Source organism: Hyphomonas sp. (assembly GCF_041398465.1).
Classification (GTDB): domain Bacteria; phylum Pseudomonadota; class Alphaproteobacteria; order Caulobacterales; family Hyphomonadaceae; genus Hyphomonas.
Genome location: NZ_JAWKUS010000003.1, coordinates 408,629 through 428,675, shown reverse-complemented (window position 1 = coordinate 428,675; position 20,047 = coordinate 408,629). Strand labels below are relative to the sequence as shown.

The 20,047-nt window shown below is 59.3% G+C and carries 19 protein-coding genes; 9 read left to right on the top strand and 10 right to left on the bottom strand.

What is annotated here, in order from left to right; genetic code table 11:
* Positions 1-5: 5 nt before the first annotated feature.
* The 5 genes from metK to R3C98_RS12495 all read right to left on the bottom strand — a co-directional run bounded on the left by metK (position 6) and on the right by R3C98_RS12495 (position 4,680).
* Positions 6-1,187: a methionine adenosyltransferase gene (metK, locus tag R3C98_RS12515; RefSeq protein WP_371314414.1), complete on the bottom strand. Its 1,182-nt coding sequence runs from the start codon at positions 1,185-1,187 to the stop codon at positions 6-8.
* Positions 1,188-1,206: 19 nt separating this feature from the next.
* The gene (locus tag R3C98_RS12510) at positions 1,207-2,067 is read right to left on the bottom strand and encodes a formyltetrahydrofolate deformylase (RefSeq protein WP_371314413.1); all 861 of its coding nucleotides are present in this window, start codon (positions 2,065-2,067) and stop codon (positions 1,207-1,209) included.
* A gap of 10 nt (positions 2,068-2,077) precedes the next feature.
* Positions 2,078-3,472, bottom strand: coding sequence for an adenosylhomocysteinase (gene ahcY, locus R3C98_RS12505; RefSeq protein WP_371314412.1), 1,395 nt, complete (start codon positions 3,470-3,472; stop codon positions 2,078-2,080).
* Between the two features lie 267 nt (positions 3,473-3,739).
* Positions 3,740-3,925 (bottom strand): hypothetical protein, encoded by a 186-nt coding sequence (locus R3C98_RS12500; protein WP_371314411.1) that lies wholly within the window; start codon positions 3,923-3,925, stop codon positions 3,740-3,742.
* Entirely contained in the window at positions 3,922-4,680 is a 759-nt protein-coding gene (locus R3C98_RS12495; RefSeq protein WP_371314410.1) for a DUF4386 domain-containing protein, read from the bottom strand. The genes R3C98_RS12500 and R3C98_RS12495 overlap by 4 nt, the downstream gene beginning before the upstream one ends.
* Before the next feature lie 90 nt (positions 4,681-4,770).
* Here R3C98_RS12495 and R3C98_RS12490 point away from each other — a divergent pair, with 90 nt between their 5' ends.
* A complete protein-coding gene (locus R3C98_RS12490; RefSeq protein ID WP_371314409.1) occupies positions 4,771-5,661 on the top strand; it encodes a LysR family transcriptional regulator in 891 nt (296 codons plus the stop codon).
* Between the two features lie 3 nt (positions 5,662-5,664).
* On the opposite strand, the gene R3C98_RS12485 is transcribed toward R3C98_RS12490, so the two are convergent.
* On the bottom strand, positions 5,665-6,825 hold the full coding sequence (locus R3C98_RS12485) for a DegT/DnrJ/EryC1/StrS family aminotransferase (protein ID WP_371314408.1): 1,161 nt from the start codon (positions 6,823-6,825) through the stop codon (positions 5,665-5,667).
* A 274-nt stretch (positions 6,826-7,099) separates the two neighbouring features.
* On the opposite strand from R3C98_RS12485, the gene rfbA reads away from it, so the two are divergent.
* Both rfbA and rfbC read left to right on the top strand, forming a co-directional pair.
* The gene (rfbA, locus tag R3C98_RS12480; protein WP_371314407.1) at positions 7,100-7,966 is read left to right on the top strand and encodes a glucose-1-phosphate thymidylyltransferase RfbA; all 867 of its coding nucleotides are present in this window, start codon (positions 7,100-7,102) and stop codon (positions 7,964-7,966) included.
* Positions 7,967-7,979: 13 nt separating this feature from the next.
* On the top strand, positions 7,980-8,555 hold the full coding sequence (gene rfbC / locus R3C98_RS12475) for a dTDP-4-dehydrorhamnose 3,5-epimerase (protein ID WP_371314406.1): 576 nt from the start codon (positions 7,980-7,982) through the stop codon (positions 8,553-8,555).
* Between the two features lie 38 nt (positions 8,556-8,593).
* Here rfbC and R3C98_RS12470 read toward each other — a convergent pair whose 3' ends face one another.
* Entirely contained in the window at positions 8,594-10,801 is a 2,208-nt protein-coding gene (locus R3C98_RS12470; protein ID WP_371314405.1) for a sulfotransferase domain-containing protein, read from the bottom strand.
* Between the two features lie 135 nt (positions 10,802-10,936).
* Complete coding sequence (locus tag R3C98_RS12465; RefSeq protein WP_371314404.1) at positions 10,937-11,674, bottom strand: phosphoadenylyl-sulfate reductase; 738 nt, start codon at positions 11,672-11,674, stop codon at positions 10,937-10,939.
* A 141-nt stretch (positions 11,675-11,815) separates the two neighbouring features.
* Between R3C98_RS12465 and R3C98_RS12460 the strand changes: the two genes are divergently transcribed.
* The 5 genes from R3C98_RS12460 to R3C98_RS12440 all read left to right on the top strand — a co-directional run bounded on the left by R3C98_RS12460 (position 11,816) and on the right by R3C98_RS12440 (position 17,408).
* Positions 11,816-12,682, top strand: a complete 867-nt coding sequence (locus tag R3C98_RS12460; protein ID WP_371314403.1) for a glycosyltransferase — start codon at positions 11,816-11,818, stop codon at positions 12,680-12,682.
* Between the two features lie 29 nt (positions 12,683-12,711).
* On the top strand, positions 12,712-14,115 hold the full coding sequence (locus tag R3C98_RS12455) for a hypothetical protein (RefSeq protein ID WP_371314402.1): 1,404 nt from the start codon (positions 12,712-12,714) through the stop codon (positions 14,113-14,115).
* 41 nt (positions 14,116-14,156) lie between these two features.
* Positions 14,157-15,020 (top strand): DUF2793 domain-containing protein, encoded by an 864-nt coding sequence (locus R3C98_RS12450; RefSeq protein ID WP_371314401.1) that lies wholly within the window; start codon positions 14,157-14,159, stop codon positions 15,018-15,020.
* 51 nt (positions 15,021-15,071) lie between these two features.
* Positions 15,072-15,413 carry a hypothetical protein gene (locus R3C98_RS12445; RefSeq protein ID WP_371314400.1) on the top strand — a complete coding sequence of 114 codons (342 nt, stop codon included), beginning with the start codon at positions 15,072-15,074 and terminating at the stop codon, positions 15,411-15,413.
* A gap of 102 nt (positions 15,414-15,515) precedes the next feature.
* On the top strand, positions 15,516-17,408 hold the full coding sequence (locus R3C98_RS12440) for an acyltransferase family protein (RefSeq protein ID WP_371314399.1): 1,893 nt from the start codon (positions 15,516-15,518) through the stop codon (positions 17,406-17,408).
* Here the strand turns inward: R3C98_RS12440 and R3C98_RS12435 are convergent.
* Entirely contained in the window at positions 17,405-18,160 is a 756-nt protein-coding gene (locus tag R3C98_RS12435; protein ID WP_371314398.1) for an ABC transporter ATP-binding protein, read from the bottom strand. The genes R3C98_RS12440 and R3C98_RS12435 overlap by 4 nt on opposite strands.
* A gap of 1 nt (position 18,161) precedes the next feature.
* Positions 18,162-19,022, bottom strand: a complete 861-nt coding sequence (locus R3C98_RS12430; protein WP_371314397.1) for an ABC transporter permease — start codon at positions 19,020-19,022, stop codon at positions 18,162-18,164.
* A 191-nt stretch (positions 19,023-19,213) separates the two neighbouring features.
* Here R3C98_RS12430 and R3C98_RS12425 point away from each other — a divergent pair, with 191 nt between their 5' ends.
* A complete protein-coding gene (locus tag R3C98_RS12425) occupies positions 19,214-20,044 on the top strand; it encodes an FkbM family methyltransferase (protein WP_371314396.1) in 831 nt (276 codons plus the stop codon).
* Positions 20,045-20,047: the final 3 nt, after the last annotated feature.

Here is a 20,047-nt window from a genome sequence, read left to right as displayed (position 1 = left end):
CTCGCCTAGTTTGCGAGGCGGGCCAATGCCGATGTGAGGTCCGTCTTTTCCCAGCTGAACGCACCATTGTCGCCCGGCTTCCGGCCGAAATGCCCGTACGCGGCGCTCGGGCTGTAGATCGGTCGGTTCAGCTGGAGATGCGTGCGGATGCCTTTCGGGGACAGGTCGAACAGTTCACGAATGGCTTTGGCAATTCGGACTTCGTCGGCTTTGCCGGTGTCGTGGGTGTCGACGTAGATCGACAGCGGCTGGGAAACGCCAATGGCGTAGCTGACCTGGATCGTGCAGCGGTCTGCAAGGCCGGCCGCCACGACGTTCTTGGCGAGGTAGCGCGTGGCATAGGCTGCCGAACGGTCCACTTTCGACGGGTCCTTGCCAGAGAAGGCGCCGCCGCCATGCGGGGCTGCCCCGCCATAGGTGTCGACGATGATCTTGCGGCCGGTAAGGCCTGCGTCACCATCCGGCCCGCCGATATAGAAACTGCCTGTCGGGTTCACATAGAACTTGTCTTCCGGCGGGAACCAGCCTTCCGGCAGCACTTCCTCGACAACTGGCCGGATAATCTCGCGCAGTTCATCCTGGCTGACATCCTTGCCGTGCTGGTGGGAGACGACGACCGCATTCACGCCGACAGGCTGGGAGCCTTCATACCGCAGCGTGACCTGACTCTTGGCGTCCGGCTCCAGCTGCGGGCGGGCGCCGGAGTGGCGCAGCGCGGCGAGTTTTTGCAGTATCTGGTGGGAGTAGACGAGTGTCGCCGGCATCAGCTCCGGCGTTTCGTTGGTGGCGTAACCGAACATGATGCCCTGGTCGCCGGCGCCTTCTTCCTTGAACAGGCCCTGGCCTTCTTCAACACCCTGGGCAATCTCGGCTGACTGGCCGTGGACGAGATTGTCGATCGACAAATTCTTCCAGTGGAAGCCGTCCTGCTCATAGCCGATCCGCTTCACCACGGCCCTGGCGGCGTCGTTCATTTCCTCTTCGGTGACGACGGTACCATTGTTCGTACGCACTTCGCCGGCCAGCACGATCTTGTTTGTCGTGGTCAGGGTTTCCACGGCGACCTTGGCCGTCGGGTCCTTCGCCAGAAACAGGTCGACGATCGCATCGGAGACCTGGTCTGCGACCTTGTCCGGGTGCCCTTCCGAAACGCTTTCCGAAGTGAATTCGTGGCTGGAAAGTTTCATGGCAGTTTCCTCTGAGGTCTTATCTTGCGAAGACGATTGTGCGGCCGGCATGGCTGAAGACGCGATGCTCTGCGTGCGCTTTGACGGCGCGCAGGAGGGCGGTGCCTTCCAGATGACGGCCGGTTTCGATCATGTCAGCGGGGGTATAGGTGTGGTCGATGGTTTCGGTCACCTGCGAGATGATCGGGCCCTCGTCGAGGTCCGCCGTCACATAGTGAGCCGTTGCGCCGATCACCTTCACGCCGCGGGCATGGGCCTGGTGATAGGGGCGGGCACCCTTGAAGCTCGGCAGGAAGGAGTGGTGGATGTTGATACACCGGCCTTCCAGCTCCCGGCAGGCATTGTCGCTCAGCACCTGCATGTAGCGGGCAAGCACGATCAGGTCCGCACCCGTCTCTTCGACCACATTGAACAGCCGCGCTTCTGCTTCTTCCTTGGTCGCCGCCGTTACCGGAATTTGGAACCAGGGCAGGCCGAAATGAGCGAACTGGTCTTTCAGCGTGTTATGGTTGGAGACGATGCCGACCACGTCGATGGGGAGTTCCTTGCGGCGGGAAGCGTAGAGCAGCGTATTGGCACAGTGATCCGATTTCGAGACCAGCAGCAGTGTCTTCATTCGCTGGCTGACGGGGGCAACGCTCCAGTCGGCTTCCAGCTCTTCCGCGGCTTCTTCAATATCGCCCAGCAGACTGAGCGGCACTTCGCCGCCTTCCGGTCCGCGGAAGACGAGCCGCGCGAAAAACTGCCCGGACTCCGTGTCGCCAAAGGTGCGGGACGAGGCGATGAAACAGTCATGCGCCTCCATCAGCCGCGCCAGTGTCGCGACAATCCCGACCCGGTCCGGGCAGGACAATGTCAGGATGTGGTCCCCGGTGGTCATGTCCGAGATCCTAGTACCGATAGTGTTCGGGCTTGAAGGGGCCGACCGTGTTCACACCGATATAATCGGCCTGTTCGCGGGACAGTTCGGTCAGTTGAACACCCAGCTTTTCGAGGTGCAGCATGGCCACTTTCTCATCGAGATGCTTGGGCAGGGTGTAGACCTTGTTCTCGTACTCGTGGCCACGCGTCCACAGTTCGATCTGGGCCAGCGTCTGGTTGGTGAAGGATGCCGACATCACGAAGGACGGGTGGCCCGTCGCATTGCCGAGGTTCACGAGGCGGCCTTCCGACAGGAGGATGATACGCTTCCCGTCCGGGAAGGTGATCATGTCGACCTGCGGCTTGATGTTGGTCCACTCGAAATTGCGCAGGCCTTCGACCTGAATCTCGTTGTCGAAGTGGCCGATATTGCAGACGATCGCCATGTCCTTCATGGCGCGCATGTGGTCGACCGTGATGATGTCGCGGTTGCCTGTGGAGGTGACGAAGATGTCGAACTTCGGGGCCGCCTCTTCCATCGTCAGGACTTCGTAGCCGTCCATCGCTGCCTGCAGCGCGCAGATCGGATCGATCTCGGAAACACCCACGCGCGCGCCGGAGCCGGAGAGCGAAGCGGCAGAACCTTTGCCCACGTCACCATAGCCGGCGACGAAGGCTTTCTTGCCGGCCATCATCACGTCGGTGCCGCGGCGGATCGCGTCGACCAGGCTTTCCTTGCAGCCATACTTGTTGTCGAATTTTGACTTGGTGACAGAGTCGTTCACGTTGATTGCGGGGAAGGGCAGTTCGCCGCGTTTTTCCATTTGATACAGGCGGTTGACGCCTGTGGTGGTCTCTTCGGAGACGCCCTTGATGCCGGCCTTGGTCTTGGCGAACCAGCCGGGGGAGGCTTCCATCCGCTTCCGGATCTGTGCGAACAGGGCGGTCTCTTCTTCAGAAGACGGCTTGTCGAGGATGGACGGATCCGCCTCTGCCTTTTCGCCCAGCACGAGGTAGAGCGTCGCGTCGCCGCCGTCGTCCAGGATCAGGTTTGGCGAAGTGTCGTCATGCCAGTGGAACAGGCGGTCGGTATAATCCCAGTACTCTACCAACGTCTCGCCCTTGTAGGCCCAGACCGGTGTGCCGTTGGCAGCGATGGCTGCGGCGGCGTGGTCCTGTGTGGAATAGATATTACAGGAGACCCACTGAACGTCGGCGCCGAGGGCTTCCAGCGTCTGGATCAGGACTGCGGTCTGGATGGTCATGTGAAGCGAGCCGGCGATCTTGGCGCCTTTCAGCGGCTGCTCGCCGCCGAACTCTTCGCGCGCGGCCATCAGGCCGGGCATTTCCGTCTCGGCAATCGCGATTTCCTTGCGTCCGAAATCCGCGAGCGTGATATCCGCGACATGGTATGACTTCGCCATATCAACATTCCTTTATGTGTTTGTTTGCGCGTAGCATGCAGTTGCAGAAAAGGCAACGCGCCTTCCACTGCAGGCAGAGCCAAACGGCTCCGGAACACCATGAAAAACACCATGTAAAGACCATGTAAGGACCATGTATACCGGTCCGCTCGAGCTGGTCGGTGCCGCGGGTCTTGCCCGTTTGTGGTCCGGCTATGATCGGCAAAGCCGAAACCCGCCCTGACGCTCAGTCGGGGCGGGGCGGTATCATCAGTGGGATGGGGGCGCTTACTCGGCGGCTTTCTGGAAACTGCCGGCGATCCCGGCGAGTGCGGCAATGGCGAGCGCAAATGGAAAGATGGCCGGCGCGGAGATCGGGGTTTGCGTGACCGCGAATCCGAGCGCCGTGAGGATGAAGCCGATCGGGAATCCGATAATGAAAAAGATCAATGTTCGTATGGGAACGAATTTCATGACGTTACCTCTTCCTGAATGTCGTTAGTCCTGAAACCGGCCACCAGCAGCCAGAGCAGGAAGCCGATTTCGCCCGCCGTGGCAAGGATGGTGACTGCGTGGTCGATATAGCCGGACGCGGCCGAGGCAGTTGGCAAAAGCGCCAGGGCAAACGTGTCGGCGGCGTAGGCGAGCCCGGCGAGCATCAGCAGGACAGCGAACAGTTTTGGCAAGGCGCCGGTCCGGCAAATCATGACCGCCAGAATCATCAGATGGACGCCGAAAAACAGCAGCGACACCATGAAACCGTTCAGGTGCGCTTCGGCGAGGCGAAGTACGGTATCCGGCGCTCCGGAAGCGGCGCCCTGGTCGATCAGCATGATGATGTCCAGAAGGTTGGTCAGCGCTGCGGCGTGAACCGCGACGTAGACGAGCCGGAAGACCATCGACATCAGCGCCAGCCGCGGCGTTGCCGGCGAGAAGATCCAGTACAACAGATAAGCGATGACGATATCGATCAGGGCAGTTGCCAGCCACGCAGCAGCGCCTGCCCTGAACAGGCCGGCGTTTGCGATGATGTTGTGTGTCGTCGTGGCGGCATCGCCGTGGACGATCAGTGTTTCTGAAACAAGGAAATAGGCCGACCCGCCGATCAGGGCCAGCAGCAGGTAAAGTCCGCCCGTCAAACGTCCGGCAAACTTCATCAGGGCTGGCGACCGGTGTGAAGGAATTTCCGGCCGGAAAGAATGCGCCGGATAGGTTGCTGTAGATGTCATGGCTGGCCTCTGTCTGTCGTGTGACAGGTGTAGGCGATGCCAAGTCATACATATATTGCATAAAAATCTTGATTTGGTATACGCAGATCGATGAACTGGGATGCGGCAGACTTCGACTGGAACCAGGCCCGGGCCTTTCTCGCGACGGCCGAGGAGGGGTCCCTGTCGGCTGCTGCGCGTGCGCTTGGTGTGACCCAGCCGACTTTGAGCCGTCAGGTCAGTGCACTCGAAGAGAAGCTGGGGATCACCCTGTTCGAGCGCGGCCCGCGCATGACCAGTCTCACCTCGGCGGGGCTTGAAGTGCTGGACCATGTCCGCGCCATGCATGAGGCGGCGGCGAGATTGTCCCTGTCCGCCTCTGGCCAGTCACAGGCCGTTGCGGGCCTCGTCCGCATCGCGACGACGGATACGCTGGCCTGCTATCATCTGCCGGACATGCTGATCAGCCTGCGGGAAACTGCGCCGGACATCGAAATCGAGATCCGGACCTCCAACAAATTGCAGGATCTCATCCAGCGCGAGGCGGATATCGCGATCCGCCATGCGAGGCCAAAAGAGCCGGACCTGATCGCGAAAAAAGTGCGCACCACATCGGCGACGTTGTACGCGTCGACAGAATACCTGGACCGGGTGGGTCGGCCACAGGACGTGGAGGACCTTCAGAAGCTGAAATTTATCGGGGTCGACACGAGCGATACATTGATCCCGCATCTGAAGCAGAATGGGCTTGCGCTGACGACATCGAATTTCGCCGTGTCCGCCGACAGCGGCCTGGCGGCGATCGAACTGGCCCGGAAAGGCCTCGGCGTCGGGCTTTTCATCGCGGATGAAGTCAGCCAGTTCCCGGACCTGGAAATCGTCTGGCCGGAATTCCAGCCATTCCCGGTGCCGATCTGGCTGGTGACCCACCGCGAGCTCCACACCAGCAAGCGCATCCGGCTGATGTTTGATCTGATCTCAGACTATTACGGCCGGAAATAGATTTTATCCGTTGAAGGCCCGGATTGCCTCGATGACGCGGTCCTGGTCTTCCTCGCCGAGATAGGGGTGCATCGGCAGGGCGATGACATACTGGCTGGCCGCTTCGGTGACAGGCAGGGAGCCGGCGGGCGGGGCCCATTCTGCGGCGAAGTCCTGCATGTGGATTGGCACTGGGTAATAGACCGCAGTCGGAATGCCCTGCGTGCCGAGATGGGCCTGCAGGCCGTCGCGGTTCTCGTGCTCGATCACGTATTGTGCCCAGACGCTCTGGCCGCCCTCGATTATGTGCGGCACGCGACGGACATGGTCTTTCAGGCCTTCCGTATACCGCGTAGCCACTTTCTGGCGCTGTTCGATCTCGTCGGCGAAGATTTTCAGCTTCTCCAGCAGGACCGCCGCCTGGATCGTGTCGAGGCGGGAGTTCATGCCCACGCGCAGCGACAGGTATTTCGGATCGTGGTGGAAGTTGCGTTCGGCTGCATCGGTCGGCGTGACCTTGCCATAGACGCGCAGCGCTTCGACCAGTTCGGCCAGGCGGTCGTCATTGGTCACCACCGCGCCGCCATCGCCATAACAGCCGAGCGGCTTTGCCGGGAAAAAGCTGGTCGTGGCAATGTCGGCCCAATCGGTCGTCGCCTTGCCGTTCAGCGTGCAGCCAAAGCCCTGAGCATTGTCGGAGATCAGCTTCAGGCCTTCGCGGTCACAGATCGCCTTGATCGCCGGATAGTCGGCAGGCTGGCCGAAAAGGTCGACGGCGATGACGACCTTCGGTGTCAGTTTGCCTTCCGCCTTCACGCGGGCGATGGCGGCCTCAAGGCTCGCCGGGTCCATATTGTAGGTATCTGGCAGGATGTCGACGAAGACCGGCGAGGCGCCCGTCCATGGCACGACCTGCGCCGTCGCAACGAAGGTGAAGGACGGGCAGAAGACGGCATCGCCGGGGCCGACTTCCCACGCCATCAGCGGCAGGGCGATGGCGTCCGTGCCGTTTGCGCAGCTCACCGAATGCTTCGCCCCGCACCAGGCGGCGAGCTGTTTCTCAAGCTCCGTCACTTCCGGGCCAAGCACATAGCGCCCGCTCTCCACGACAGAGAGGATCGCCGCGTTCACTTCGCTTTCGATGCGCTTGCGCTGGGCCTGAAGGTCGATGAAGGGGAGGGACATGGGATTTTCCAAATTCTACGCCGGGAACGATGCCTGCGCATACGATCCTCGCGAATCCGGAGCAAGTCACGTGGCATTACAAAGTAATGCGGGTAAATGCGGATGGCAGGGGAGACGGGTCTGCTTTCAGGGAAGGGATCCATTTCCAGTTGTAGTGTTTCTTGCAGAACGCGAGAGGATTACAGCTGCTGCTCCATTGCCGGTTGACCCGCCTCACCGTGCTGGTGCACACCCCTTGCCGGGGAAGCGGGGACAAGAAAGCGGAGTGCGTCGCATGAAAGGCATCGTTCTGGCAGGAGGAACGGGCTCGCGCCTTTTCCCGCTGACCAAGGCGGTCTCCAAGCAGTTGATGCCGGTCTATGACAAGCCGATGATCTACTACCCGCTGAGCGTGCTCATGCTGGCAGGGATCCGCGACGTTCTGATCATCACCACACCGGAAGACAGGCCCCAGTTCGAGAAGCTGCTGGGCAATGGCTCCGACTTCGGGATCAATATCGAGTTTGCTGAACAGGCCCAGCCCAATGGGCTGGCCGAGGCGTTCATCATCGGCGCCGATTTCGTGAAGGGCGGCCCGTCGGCGCTGATCCTTGGCGACAATATTTTCTATGGCGCCAATCTGGGCCGCATGTGCGCGCAGGCGGCAACCCAGACCGATGGCGCGACCGTCTTTGCTTACAAGGTTGCCGATCCACAGCGCTATGGCGTGGTGTCCTTCGACAAGAATTCCAACGCCCTGACGCTCGAGGAGAAGCCCGTCCGGCCGAAATCGAATTGGGCGATCACCGGCCTCTATTTCTATGACGAGCAGGTGGTGGACATTGCCAAAGCGCTGAAACCGTCTGAACGCGGCGAGCTGGAAATTACCGATGTGAACCGTGTCTATCTGAAGATGGGGAAGTTGAAAGTGATGCAGCTGGGGCGCGGCTATGCCTGGCTGGACACAGGTACGCATGACAGCCTGCACGAGGCGTCCAGCTTCGTGCGGACGATCGAACGCCGGCAGGGCGTGAAGATCGCCTGCCCGGAGGAGATCGCATTCGAAAAGGGCTATCTCGACAGGGAAGCCCTGCTGAACGCCGCTGGCCAGCTCGGTCAGACAGAATATGCCGCATACCTGCGGATGCTGGCCGCACAGTAAAGGACGCAGGGCTATGGAAATCAGGGACCTTGGCCTCGAAGGCGTGAAGGAAATCATTCCGGCCCGCTTCCGTGACGCGCGCGGGTATTTCACCGAATCCTACAATCGCGCCCGCTTCATCGAAGCCGGGATCGATCTGGACTGGATGCAGGACAATCTTTCCTTTTCCGCGGATCAATACGTGTTGCGTGGTCTGCATTTCCAGAAACCGCCTTTCGCGCAGGACAAGCTGGTTCGGGTGATCACCGGCGCCGTGTTCGATGTCGCGGTCGATATCCGTGAAGGCTCGCCTACCTATGGCAAATGGACCAGCGTCACGCTGTCGGCGGAAAAGGGCAATCAGATCCTGGTGCCGAAAGGGTTTGCGCATGGCTTCCTGACGCTGACGCCGGATGTGCATGTGGCCTACAAGGTGACCGCGCCTTATGCGCCTGATCAGGACCGGTCTGTACGGTATGACGATCCGGCCATCGGCGTGGACTGGCCGTTGAACGGGGCAGAGCCGAAGCTCTCGGCGAAGGACGCAGCCGCAAAGAGGATCAGCGAAACGCCGACAGGCTTCGTCTATGGCGGTGAACTGGCGGAGTAGGGGCCTGCTCAGAGGCCGGCAGGCCCGCGGGATGACCGTTAGAAATGCTGCCAGAGCTCTTCCATCGTCACCATGTTGAATGGCGGCTTTCGGTAATGCTCGATCTGGCTGAAGTGCGTTGAGTCTCCGCCAACGCCGAAATTGTAGATCAGTCTTTCCTGTGACCGGATATGGCCCTTTCCGGCCTTCGCGGCGAGGAAACCCAGCACTTCGTCCCAGGCGAAGAAGCGTGGCAGGGTCGAGGTCGGCTGTCGGCCGGGCGTGACATCGAGTTTGGCACTCAGTTCCGGCGTCAGATTTTCCTGCATGTATGCGAGGTACTCTTCCTCATTCAACAGGTAGAGTTCGAGAAGCTGGTTCCAGAGTGGTTCGAGCTTCGCCCGCGTCGTCGCCCAACCCCATCCCTGGAAGCGGCCATGCGGGCCTTCTTCCTCGGCGGGGACCAGGAAGTGGTGGCCGTATACGGACATGATGTCCGGATTGTCCTCGATCCTGTCCAGCTCCATCGAGAAGCCCTTATAGGCATACCGGTTCGGGAAGCAGTCGTCCTCCAGGAACAACATGCGGTCGTATTGTTGCATCATCGTCCGCATGGAGATGATCATCATCTTGCGGAAGCCGTAATTGCCACGGTTCCGGTGAACCTTTTTCACCGGGAATTCGGAAACGATCCGCTCTGTCTCGTCGATGCGGGCGCGCTTGGCGGGATTGCCCTGGTCACCGTCGATGAACACATGCGTGTGCTCCAGTGCGTCCTGCAGCATCAGGCTTTCCAGCACGTGCTCGACACTGTCGGCCCGGTCGAACGTGTAAACGGCAATACCGAGCGGCTTTGTGGGCTGGTAGGTCGAGTAGACCGAGTCCCTGTGACCCGAGCGCTTCAGCACTTTTGCCTCCGTGCGTTCGGGCACGGGCGAAGTTGCATCGGCTGGCGGCATTGCGGGCAGGTTGACAGCGGGCACGCCAGAAGCGTCGAGTGAGAGCATGCCTTTTTTCATCAATTGCCGCTGCTGCAGAATGTATCGTGCAGGCCGCAGGGTCAGCAGGGTCTTCATCCGGGGCTCTACTGCGCGGTGAACTTCGGCAAGGCGCTCGGTTGCCGACTGAAGCTGGGCCTGCAATTCGCGATTCCGCTGAGATGCGCGTTGTGCTTTCTCATGGGTCTTGGTGAGCTCGGCCTCGACCTTGTCGATATGGCGCTCACGTTCGATCTTTTGCGTGGTTAGCGTCGCGATAAAGTCCTGCGTACGGACGAGATTGTCGCGGTCGGCGCGGAGGGCTTCCGTCAACTCGTCGACGACTGATTTCATGTTCGCCAATCCGGCTTGAATCTCTTTCTGGATGCCGGCCTTGAAGGCGAGAGCCTGAGCGTCGGCATAGGCCTTCTGTTGGGCCAGCTTGACGCCATCCTCGCCTCGCTTCTTCTGCAGATAATCCACCTTTGCTTCGGCTTCGGCCTTTGTCTTCCAGGCCTGTTGCAGACGGGAGTTCACATCCTCAAGCTCCGCTTTCAGGCTCCACAGTCTGTGCGAAGTCGCCTCGATCAGCGCGAGGGCATCGCGGCGGTTCGCCTTCTCCTCGACATCGTAGCCGAGTGCCTGCATTTCGTTCTGGTAAAGGAACCGGACGAGATTGACCTCTTCATCGCTGAGTGTCCGGGCATTCTTCTCGTTTGACCCGCTGCGGAAAAAATTAGGGCTAATCTCCTGCAGCTCCTCGAAGGTGGGGAGTTTTTCGCGGACCTTGCCCATGTCCAGAAATTTCTGAATCTCGTCGGCTGCTTCGAGAGGGTCTTTGGTCATCTCCTCGAAATGCAGAAGAAGGGTTTTCTTGCGGCTTTTCGGTTTCCAGGCGTTGTAGTGCTCCCCCCACGAACCGAATGCTGTTGCGCCAAGGATCGTCTCGGCCGGCGTCAGGTCCAGCTTCGTGAAGGACTTCATGTATTTGTGGTAGGACACCAAAGCGGCGCGGGGTTCGCGTGCGATATAGATTGCTCCGCTGTCGTCGCTTGGCGGGTGGTGTGTCTTGATCAGGTAAAGCTCGTCGCTGTCGCGGGCTTTTTTGTAGAAATCGTCCCAGCTGCCTTCATAGGTGAGGTGGCCAACGGCCTCCGCCAGTTCCGGATCGTCGGCAATGTCCTGGCGGTCATTGTACTGGGAATAGCTGCCGAGTCCGAAACAGGATTTCAGGAGAACCCGTAGAAATGTGTTACCGGACCGCGGGTAAGACGCCAGCCATACGATCATAGAGATTCCGCCCTAACTACTTCAGGTGCGGGCCGCTTCATGTGCCCTGCGTGCCCAATGCAAATACAGCTGCCATACATTTAGGGAAGTTGTCCCGTTATCGTCTTGATAATTTGTTGAGAACCGCAGTGGCCGCTAATGAATGCCGCACTCAGTCTTGTCGAGGCCCGGCCAGCGGCCGGACCGAGGGTTTTCGCCCTCTCCGACCTTGGACGTGCACGGGAAACATCCGATTGACCGGTACCCTTTCGAAATCAGGGGGTGGTCGGGAAGTTCATACTTGCGGTGATAGTCCGCGATGTCGGTGTGGCTGAAATTGGCCAGCGGGTTCAGCTTTATGCGGTCGCCGTCACGTTCGACAATCGACATCAAGGAGCGCTGGTCTGTCTGATGGCGCTTGCGGCCGTTGATCCATGATCCGAAGGGCTCCAGCGCCCGCTGGAGCACGATTGTCTTGCGCAGCGCACAACAGGAATCAGGATCTGTTCCACTAAGCTTTCCGAGTGGGTCTTTTTCGTCGATTTCAGCCCGCCGGGGCGCCACGTGACGTACGTCCTCTAGGCCCAGCCGGTGCTGGAGCTGGGCAGCGTACTGGCGGGTTTCGCCAAACAGCTTGCCCGTGTCAATCAACAGGACCGGCAGTTCCGGCGCGACCTGCGAGACCATGTGCAGCAGAACAGCGGATTCCGCTCCGAATGAGGACACAACGGCCGAATTATCGAACCATTCATGCTGCAGCGCATCTGCGAGGATCTCTGTCGGCGACAGGGATTCGTAGCGATCACTGAGCGCGTTCAGCTGTATGGCGATGGCGCGAGCGTCTTGAAATCTTGTTGATTCCGGCCTTTGCGACTTGTCTATAAGCAAGGTCATGCGCACGTGTCCCGGTTACCACCACCATTTACTCGGTCTCCATCCTTTAACCCGATTTATGGGGCATGCAACCCGCGCGGATAGGCCCTGTCTGCACTGCAACTTCAAGCTGACCAGAATTCCGTCAGGAATGCCCGCCCTATGAGTACAAATCCGTCATTCACGATTGTCACGCCCGTTCTGAACGGGGCGAAATTCTTGCAGGATATGCTGAATTCCCTGCGTTTTCAAACACTTGGGAACTGGCAGCACATCATCGTTGATGGCGGTTCGACAGATGGCAGCCTTGATATCCTGAAAAGCTGGTGCGCGGGGGATTCGCGGGCCCAACTGGTGCAGGAAGAGGGGCTTGGCCTCTACGCATCCATCTTGCGAGGACTGGACATGGCCGAGGGCCAGTTGCTGGCCTGGCTCAATTGCGACGATCTCTATGCGCCATGGTCTCTTCAGGCGGTCTGGAACCACCACAACAGAACCGGCGCGGACTGGATTACCGGCTATCCAGGCTGCTGGGACGATGCGGGTACGCTCCGCTATGTGCGGCCCTATGGCTGGTATCCCAAGGGGCTGATCCGCAAGGGGTGGTTTCATGAGCGCCTGCTGGGCTTCCTGCAGCAGGAGAGCATCTTTTTCTCGCGCGACCTGTATTCGAAGCTCACACCGCAGGAACGCGAGCAAATTGCCTCCTGCCGTTTGGCGGGTGACTGGCTGCTGTGGCGATGTTTTGCAGGCCACACATCCCTCAACGTGCTGCCCTCGGCCATTTCCGGCTTTCGCGTCCATGGCGGCAACCTCTCGTCCAACAATCTCGATGCCTACCTGGATGAAGTGCGCAGCCATGGCGGCACATTCCTACCGGGGCCCCTGGCCAGACTCGCAGCGACGTCTTTCCGGAGCCTGTCCGCTGTGCGCGCGCTCGGCCGCGTTCGGGCTGAGGACGAAAATGTCGCTGCTTCGCTGCCGGCTGCCGCAGCTGGCGAGATTGCGGCGAAGGTGGAACAGACTTAGACTGGATACGCGCTGATGGAGACTGCCTGATGATTGCAGGCCGCCGCCTTTTTATCGTTGACCCGTCGCTGACCGATATTCGCGGGCACCACTATACGTTGACACGGTCGGTGACGGAGTCCGCCAGGTTGCGCGGATTTGATGTCCACTGGCTGTCCGCTGCCGAAGTGTCCGGGGACTTGCTGCAGCACAAGGAAATCCTGCCGACATTCGGTCTCAGCATGTATGCGGCCTATAAGGGCTCTGTCACGGTAGGGGGCAATGCGCCTCTCGACCGGCTGAAGCGGCTTGGCGCGAGACTGCTGTCGCGGCCGGAGGAACCTGCTGCACCTGAACCCTCCAGCGAGGACAAGTTCGAGGCCGTGGAAGTGTCAATCCGGGACGGCCTGCGTCAGGCGATCGATACCTATGGTATCGGGCCGGCCGACCGGCTGTTGTTCCATACGGCCGATGGGGCGACTTACCGCGCGCTGGCCGAAGTCATCGCAGGTCTGGCGAAGGATGACCTGCCACTGTTCCATGTCTGCACGCCATACGATCCCGTCGGGGTGATGCCCAACCGGCGCTCAGCTGATGAAATCATGGAGGTCATAGACTCCCTGAAGCAGGCGGGCCTGGTAGACCGCAAAGTATTTCTCTATGCGGAAAACCCGTTTCTGGCAGATCATTTGGCCGAAATCTGGAAGGTTCCCGTAAGGCCGCTGGACCTGCCCATGAAAGCGGTCACCGAGGATGAGAAATTCCTTGCACGGAAATTCCGTACCGAGCGTTTGAAACTGGACGAGAACGCATTTGTCATTACCTCGCTCGGGGCTGCCCGACTGGAGAAGGGGTTCAACCTGATTCCAGATGTCGTGCAGCGCACCTTCGAGTTCGCGGGCACGCCGGGCTTTCCGAACGCAAAGCCGGAATCCATCAAGTTCGTGTTGCAGGCCAGTGCGCAGATCATTGGCCGCCATCCCGTTATCGCAAAGGCGATTGAGCGCCTGCAAGAGTTGCCGTCGACACAGGTGGAACTTCTGCTGGAGCCTTTGACCGATCAGGACTACCGCAACATGCTGATCACCTCCGATGCGGTGTTGATGCCGTACGAAGAACAGGCCTACCGCGTCCGCGGGTCGGGTGTGGTGACGGAGGCTGTTACGGCGCGGAAGTTCATTGTCGCAAAATCGGGCACTTATCCCGCACGCATGGCCGAGTTGCAGGGCGGCGCGACAGGCGAAACGCCGCGCGAGATGGCGCAATCGCTGGTGAGCATCATCAACAATCGCTGGGAGCGGTTCGAGCCGGTAAAAGCGGGGTCTATACAGTATTTGCGGGACAACAGCATCGAGTCTTATGTGCCCAAGCTGATCGCTGCTGAGCGGCGGGGCATGGCTGGCCGGATGGCCGCCGTGACTGACGCGCATGGCGAGGATATCCGACCGGTCTGAGGCGCCCCGACACTGTCTGCCGGATAACCGGAGACAGTATCATGGACTACTCGGCGCAGCTTGGATTGCCATACCTCCTGCCAAATCAGGCGCAGAAACATGTGACCGTGAACGAAGCCCTCGCGCGGCTCGATATCGCCGTGCAGACACAAGCGCTGTCGGCTTCGCTCACAGCCCAGCCATCAGACCCCTATGAGGGAGATGCCTATATCCTGCCGGCTTCGGCATCCGGCGTGGATTGGGGCGGACAGGCCGAAGGCATGATTGCTGCCTATCAGGACGGCGCATGGCAGTTCATCACTCCGCATGAGGGCTGGGTGGCCTGGGTGGCAGATTCCGGGCACCTGCTGGTCCGGTCGGCAGCAGGATGGGTGAGTCTTGCGAGTGCCGGCGGCGCACCTGCAAGCTTCGGCATCAATACAAGCCCGGAGGCTACGAACCGGCTGAGCGTCAAGTCTGACGCCGTGCGGTTCAGTCATGACGATGTCACGCCGGGGACAGGCGATATCCGGGTTTACGTCAACAAGGCCACCGCGACCGATGTTGCAAGCCTCGTCTTCCAGGAGGGGAGCTCCGGGCGGGCCGAGGTCGGCCTGTCTGCAGACGGAGCATTTTCCATCCGGACCAGTCCGGATGGCGCGAGTTTCGAAGACCGCTTCCGGATTGAACCGTCAGGGACGGGGGTCGTCGTCGGCGATCCGGTTCATGGGGCCGGTGCGGCGATCGCCGTTCTCGGGAAGATGGTGCTGGAGAGCAGCGGTGTGATCCAGCACAGGATCGTTTCGCGCGACTGGTACCAGATTCTCCAGACCGACAATTATTCGTCCGGCGCGAACTGGCATTGCACCCTGCACCAGTCACGCCGGGCCCGCGGGTCTGATACGTCTCCTGCGGCTGTCATTTAGGGAGATCAGCTCTATGCATTCGATGCGCTTGGCTATGATAACGCGGCATTTGTGAGCAGCGCCAAGGTTCGTTTCCTGGTCGATGGTGCTGTTTCGCCGGGAGTTGTGCCGGGTGGAGTGTCCGTTTCACTGACGGATTCCGGCGGAAGCTCGAATGAAGTGTTACGCTTGTCGGCGAGCGGCAATGTCGGCTTGGGCGTCGGTGCACCCACCGTAAACCTGCACCTAACCGGCGCAATCCGCCTGGCCGTTATCGATGAAGCCTCTCTGCCGTCAGCAGCCTCTACAGGGGAGGGGGCGTTGATCTTCGCGGATACGGCAAGCGACGGTGTGAGGCTTGCCTATAGCGACGGCACAGACTGGCGCCGCGTGGACACAAACCTTTCCCTGTAGTCCTTGCCATTGCGGGCAAAGCGATGTTGATACTCAACGCAGGATTGGGGACATCCGGGGCCCTTGGGAAAGCGGTGACAACGAAGAATGACTGAGTCTCCCATGACAGCGCGCGATCAATATATCGTGCCGATAGATGGCCTGCGCGCCATCGCCGTGATGGCGGTCCTACTCTTCCATGTCGATATCAGTTTTGCCCGCGGCGGCTTTGCCGGTGTCGATGTGTTTTTTGTGATTTCGGGATTTCTGATCACCCGCAACATCCTGCGCGAATCTGAGTCGAGCGAGGGATGGTCAGCGAGCCGGTTCTACCTGCGCCGGATCGCGAGGCTTTTCCCGGCCTTGTTTCTGACGATCGCTGCAACTCTGGTTGCAGCCTGGTGGGTGCTGTCTCCGGCAGACCTCGCCCGCCTTGGCCGTACCGCGATCATGGCGATCCTGTCCGCCGGGAACATCTTCTTCTGGCTCGAGTCGGGCTATTTCGATACGTCGGCGGCGACCAAGCCGCTACTTCACACATGGTCGCTGGCTGTTGAGGAACAGTTCTACCTGGTGTGGCCTGCTTTCCTTCTATTGCTGGGTATGGCGGGCACATGGGGCCGGCGCGCGGGCATCGTCATTGTGGGCGCCCTGTCGCTGTTCGCAGCGCTCTGGTTCATGCCGAAGGACAGTGCTGCCGTATTCTTCCTGATGCCGTTCCGCATGCATCAGTTTGCGCTTGGCGCCATTCTGGCGGCGACCATGTTGTTGCCCCGGAATGCGCTGTCCTCGCTCGTTTGTGTGCTTGGTGTGGCCGGGATCGTCGCCGTTACGGTTATCGCCGATGGTGAGAAGCCTGACTATTTGCTGAATGCCGTCGCACCCGCGCTGGCGGCCATGGCCGTGATTGCATCAAGCCGGTCCTGGGTCGCCGAAAAGCTGCTCGGGTCAGCTGTGCCTGTCTGGATCGGTCAACGGTCCTATTCGATCTACCTCGCGCATTGGCCTATCATCGTCCTCTGGAAGATGAAGACCGACTACATGTTCTCCGCGTCGGAGAAACTCATTGCGATTCTCCTCGCCATTGTTGCCGGCACTCTGCTGCACATGCTGATCGAGAAGCCCTTCCGGTTCAGATCTCACCAGTCGCCGAAGTTTCGCGGGGGCGTGCTGGCGGGTGTGGTCGGTCTGTCGGTCGCCTCATTGACGATCGGGGCTCACTATTGGGGCCTCCAGGGCGTTCCTTCACGTCAGCCTGCGGCGATCGCTGCGCTGAGCGGGTCCATGGACGACCAGTGGGCAGCCCGGCGCAAACTGGTAAAGCACGATATCTGCAGTTTTCCCATCAAGACCATTGTCGCCAGCAACTATCAGCAGGACGTTTGTTCGAACCCACCTGCTCAAGGACGAGCATACCTCATCGTGGGCGATAGTTTCGCAAATGACGCCTACATGATCCTGAGTAAGGCGTATCCGGAAATCTACTTTGGGCAGGCGGCCGTGCCGGGTTGCTGGCTCCGTCTGCCAAAGCAGTTTGCCGACGGTGAGCAGGAGGAGTGCAGAAAGCTGTACTCACTGGCGCTCGAAGAACTGATTCGTAACAAGAACTATGACGGTATTGTTCTCGCCTCGAACTGGCAGGATGGCCACTATTACCGGATCCGCGACATGATCAATTACCTGAAGCCTTTGAATAAGGATATATATGTCGTTGGGCAAAGGACGCGGTTTCGGGAGAGGCTGCCAACTATCATGAGTACTGAACTGTCGCTGGACGCAGGGGTGCGCAAGGCTCAAGGTATGGTCCTCGACAAAGAGCGAATGATCAACGACAAGATCAATGAGATGTTTTCTGATCAGGCCGTTCTGCTCGACTTTTTTGCCCTTCAATGTCCCGACAAATGTCTGATCACGGATGAGAAGGGGGAGCTGCTCTACATGGACGATGCCCACATTTCTATTCCGGGTGCGAACCTATTTGCGAAGCGGCTGAGAGAACAGCGGCCCGTTTTCTAGGGCTTGTCTGTCTCGTTAATCTCGTCCTGAACCCTGAATGCGTCTTCGATATCACCAAAGAACACCATTCGGCCCTTGTCGATGACAGCGCCCTTGTTGGAGAGGCGCTGGTGCATATCGCGGCTATGGGACGCAAAGACAAAGATACCGCTCTCGAAAATCAGCTTGCGGAGCCTTTTGGCGGCTTTCTCGCGGAAAACGATGTCACCCGTTCCCAGCCACTCATCAAGTAGCAGCACGTCGGGTTGAAAAGCTGTTGAGGTGGCGAAGCTTAGGCGCATGCGCATGCCGGATGAATAGGTCTTGATCGGCAGGTGCAGGAAATCGCCAAGTTCGGTGAATTCCGCGATTTCCGGTGTCGCTTCCCTGATGTCGGCTTCGCTCATTCCCATAAGGCGGCCGCGGATACCGATATTTTCATAACCGGTCGATTCGCCGTCCAGGCCGAGGAGGATCGAGGTCAGGGGAGAAATTCGGCCCTCAACGCAGATCGTTCCTGCCACGGGGGGTAGGATCCCTGCGATCGTCTTCAGAAGCGTCGTCTTGCCCGCGCCATTACGGCCGAGGAGGCCGAGCCGGTCACCCGGTTTGAGACTGAGGGATATGTTTTCCAGTGCGCGAACCGTCAGCTGCCCTTCAGTGACGACATAGCCCCCAACACTCGGGGTTTCCGATTTGCCAAGGAAACGCCGGCTGGCGCGGGTATGGACCGGATAGTCCACGTCTACATTGTTCAACTCTACCTTCACCATGTCAGCACCAATAGGGGAGCCTGTTCGACCAGCGTCCGAACAGGAACAGGCTGACAAATGGCACACCCGCCGCGATTGACCCGGTCACGATGAAATTCATGGTGATGTTGTCATGGCCAAGCAATGGTCCACGAACGACCTCGATCATGTGGTAGAATGGGTTGAAATCCACCACGAATGAGTACGGTCCCAGCCTTCCCGGTAGCCAGAATATCGGCGTGACGAAGAAAATGAAGGTCAATGACGCAGCGACGAGCTGCCCGAAATCGCGATATCGTGCGTTCAGAACCCCGAGGCCTAGTGCGCCCCAGAAGCCAATCCAAAGCAGCAACAGGAATCCGGGAAGCGCGAGCCAGGCCGCTTGCGTGAAACTGATCGGAAAGATCACCAGCAAGACCGCGAGCACGATAAGCCGGAAGAAAACGATCAGAATCTGCGAGAGGACGAGCCGGTAAGCAAACAGGCTGAGCGGAAGCGGAAATTCCTTGAAGATGTGACTGTTTCCGACAAACACGTCACATCCGCCTGTTATGAAGGCGCTGATCATGGTCCAGACAATAATGGCGGTGGTCACGTAGGTAAGATGCTCGGACAGAGGAAGTCCAAACAACTGACCGTAGAGAACGCCGAGGCCGGCGGCAGTCATGGCCGTTGTAATTGTCAACCAGAAGGGGCCGAGTATAGCCCCTTTGTATTGATTGCGAAAATTTCGGACAGCCATGCCGGAAAGCAAGCGGAAGCGACCGAGTCCTTCCGCCAGATCTTTCAGCGCATGGCTGAGATTCGAGCGGCTTGCATCGTAGAAATACCGCTGCGGAAGATTGGTTTCTGACGTGCCCTTCATTATGGCGGCGATAGTCAAAACCGGTCTCTCGTGCAAGGCGATTCGACTGAAACCCGTCTAAAACTTGGCTGCTTGTCACAGCGGGGAGAGTCAAATGCAATGTGCCGTTGAGTCTCGCGTTCTCTTGGCCTAGGAACTCTAGCGTTGCCTCGCCTGCGAAGCGAGCCTCACGATTAAGTGCGGTAGTGGGAGTACTTATGTTTAGTGCCATGGCAACCTTCTTCCGGGCGATGGTCCGGCTGCCAGCTATCATCAAGTACATCTTCAAATTTGGGCGCGTTCCGTTGTTACCGGATCAGCCCGAGCTGCAGGATGTTCGCCACCCCCAGTACGACCGGTACCGCTCACGGCAGGATATTGCACCGGTCCCGACAAAAAAGGTCACGCGGACCTTTCCAGCCTTCTTCACGCATCTGGAGAAGGTCGGTTTTACGCCCGGGATCTGTATCGATGTCGGGGCTGCCGAAGGGACATTTCCTATCCTCACGGCCTTCCCTTCAGCCAAGCATATATGCTTTGAGCCGCTCGCTGATTTTGAAGAGCGGTTGCGCAACAATCTGGCGCCATACGACCACGAGGTGCACATGTGCGCGCTGATGGACGTGGAGGAGCAGGAGGAGGTGAACATCGTACGTCAGGGGGACCTTTACGGTTCATCTCTGATGCACACGCTCACGGATGATAATGAAAAGACACAGCGCGTACGCGTGTCGACGCTCGACAAGGAGCTTGCCCACCTTGACTTGTCAGGCCCGGTTCTACTTAAGACTGACTGCCAGGGCGCTGATCTTCTTGTCCTGAAAGGTGGGTTGAATACGCTCCACCAATGCGATGTGGTGATCGTTGAAGCGTCTCTGTTCCGGTTCTGGGGAGAGCATCAGCCGGACTTTTATGACATTGTACACTTCATGCGCCAGCAGGGCTTCGTCGTTTACGACCTGCTCGATGGATTGCTTCGCCCCGCTGATGAGGCGCTCGGGCAGATCGACATCGTCTTCGCAAAGGAAAAAGGTGTTCTTCGCCGGATCAAACACTGGTAATCG